Here is a 1,765-nt window from a genome sequence, read left to right on the forward strand (position 1 = left end):
CCCACCCGCCCGCCGTCTCCGCCGATCCGGTCCCGGCCCGGTCGCCCACCGAGGCAGCGCCGGAGGGGGCCACACCCGACGGCCCCGCACCCGCGCTGGACGCCGCGGGCATCCGCGCGTTGCTGCCGCACCGGTACCCCGTCCTGCTGGTGGACCAGGTCACCGAGCTGGTCCCCGGCAGGCGGCTGACCGCGCGCAAGGCCGTGTCGGGCAACGAACCCTGGTACGCGGGCACCGGCGCCACCGCGACGCGACGCGAGCTGGCCTACCCGCAGACGCTGCTGATCGAGTCGTGGTGCCAGGCGGCGGGCGTGCTCGCCACCGCGCGGTGCCCGAACCCGGACGTCACCAGCGGGCGGGTGATGCTCTTCGGCGGCCTCAGCGGCGTCGAGTTCGCACACGACGTCCTGCCCGGCGACCTCGTCGAGCATCACGTCGAGATCGTCCGGGAGCTGTCCGACACCGTGCTGGTCACCGGCCGCTCGACCGTGGCGGGCCGCGTCGTGCTGACCGTGGAACGCGTGGTGATGACCTTCCGGCCGGCGGAGGCGCTGCGCGCCGCGCCGTCCCCAGAAGAAGGAGAGGCGAGATGACCGACAACCGGGTGGCGCTGGTCACCGGCGGCTCACGTGGGATCGGCCGCGCCTGTGTGCTGCGCCTGGCGAGCGACGGCTACGACGTCGCCTTCGCCTACCGCAGCAACGAGGAGGCCGCGAACGAGGTGACCACGCTGGCCTCCGAGCACGGCGGCACCGTGCGGGCGTTTCGCGCCGAGATGGCCGACGCGGACGAGGTGCGGGGAATGGTTCAGCGGGTCACCGACGAACTCGGCGCGGTGGACGTGCTGGTGACCTCGGCGGGCATCACCCGGGACAACCCGCTGGTGATGATGAACGACGAGGACTGGCACGCGGTGCTCGACGTGAACCTCGACGGCGTCTACCACACCTGCCGTGCCGTGATCTTCGAGATGATGAAGCGCGGCCGGGGCAGCATCGTCAACCTCTCGTCGGTGGCCGGTGTGCACGGCAACGCCACACAAACCAATTACTCCGCGGCCAAGGCCGGGATCATCGGGTTCTCCAAGGCACTGGCCAAGGAGTCCGGCCGCTACGGCATCCGCGTCAACGTCGTGGCGCCCGGCTTCGTGGACACCGACATGACCGCCGGCCTCAGCGAGCAGGTCAGGCAGAAGTCGCTGGCTTCGGTGCCGCTGCGGCGCTTCGGCACGGCCGACGAGGTCGCCGACCTGGTGTCGTTCGTGTCCTCCGACCGCGCGGCCTACGTCACCGGCAGTGTGCTGCACGTCGACGGCGGGATCACGCTGTAGAAGGAGCTGGCGACCATGCCGAAGAAACCACCCCGCTGGTATTTCTCGTTCCGCAGCCCGTACTCGTGGCTGGCCTACCGGGACCTCGTCGACCACCACCCGGACGTCGCGGAGGCGATCGAGTGGCGGCCGTTCTGGGAGCCGGACCCCGAGTGGTCGGCCGTGCTGGCCGAGGCAGGCGGCAGCTTCCCGTACGTGCCCATGTCGCAGGCCAAGCACCGCTACATCCTGCAGGACGTGCGCAGGCTGGCGGCCGAGCGCGGCCTGGCGATGCGCTGGCCGGTGGACCGGAACCCCCGCTGGGAGGTGGCCCACCTCGGCTACCTGGCCGCGCGGGCGGAGGGCGCCGGTGCGGCCTACCTCGCCGAGGTCTACCGCGGCCGCTGGGAACGAGGTGAGGACATCTCCTCCCCGGAGGTCGTGGCCGCCGCGGCC

General features: G+C 72.0%; 3 protein-coding genes. All 3 read left to right on the forward strand.

Annotated features, from left to right (window positions below):
- Nucleotides 1–593, forward strand: a 593-nt coding sequence (locus SACSA_RS23820) for a 3-hydroxyacyl-ACP dehydratase FabZ family protein (protein WP_019819300.1), incomplete at its 5' end; no start/stop codon positions are given.
- On the forward strand, nt 590–1,330 hold the full coding sequence (gene fabG, locus SACSA_RS0118935) for a 3-oxoacyl-[acyl-carrier-protein] reductase (RefSeq protein WP_019819301.1): 741 nt from the start codon (nt 590–592) through the stop codon (nt 1,328–1,330). The genes SACSA_RS23820 and fabG, both read left to right, overlap by 4 nt.
- A gap of 15 nt (nt 1,331–1,345) precedes the next feature.
- A partial coding sequence (locus tag SACSA_RS23825; protein WP_019819304.1) for a DsbA family protein occupies nt 1,346–1,765 on the forward strand: 420 nt, incomplete at its 3' end.

Origin of the sequence: Saccharomonospora saliphila YIM 90502 (assembly GCF_000383795.1) — a bacterium.
Lineage (GTDB): Bacteria > Actinomycetota > Actinomycetes > Mycobacteriales > Pseudonocardiaceae > Saccharomonospora > Saccharomonospora saliphila.

Coding starts and splice junctions, on each gene's coding strand:
- fabG (WP_019819301.1), top strand. CDS start 590: ATGACCGACAACCGGGTGGCGCTGGTCACCGGCGGCTCACGTGGGATC.